This window comes from Lactobacillus sp. A27 (assembly GCF_016742815.1).
Classification (GTDB): domain Bacteria; phylum Bacillota; class Bacilli; order Lactobacillales; family Lactobacillaceae; genus Lactobacillus; species Lactobacillus gallinarum.
On sequence record NZ_JAEHNT010000099.1, the window covers coordinates 1 to 310 of the forward strand.

1 protein-coding gene is annotated in these 310 nt (G+C 41.0%); it reads right to left on the minus strand.

Going from position 1 to position 310, the window contains the following annotated elements:
• On the minus strand, positions 1–310 hold a 310-nt coding region (locus JEM49_RS09275; RefSeq protein ID WP_201874756.1), incomplete at both ends, for a transposase.

Genomic DNA, 310 nt, shown 5'->3' on the forward strand with positions numbered 1-310 from the left:
TTTTGATAGTTTTTTGCTAGCCGCAAATTGCGCCCTTCTTTTTTAACCCGGTGCTGCCTGCGAGACAAGACACGTTGGGCATGAGCCAGTTTCTTTTTGGTTTTGCAATAAAATCGTGGATTAGCAACTATTGCTCCGTTAGATGCTGTTAAGAAATTATCAAGGTTAAGGTCAATGCCAATTTGACTCTGCGTCTTAGGCAAGGCTTTAACAAAGGCAATATCGCTGCCTAATTGCATTGATAAGTAGAATTGCTCGTCAGCGGTCTTTTTAATCGTGACTGTGCCAATTCTAGTTGGGATATGATTAA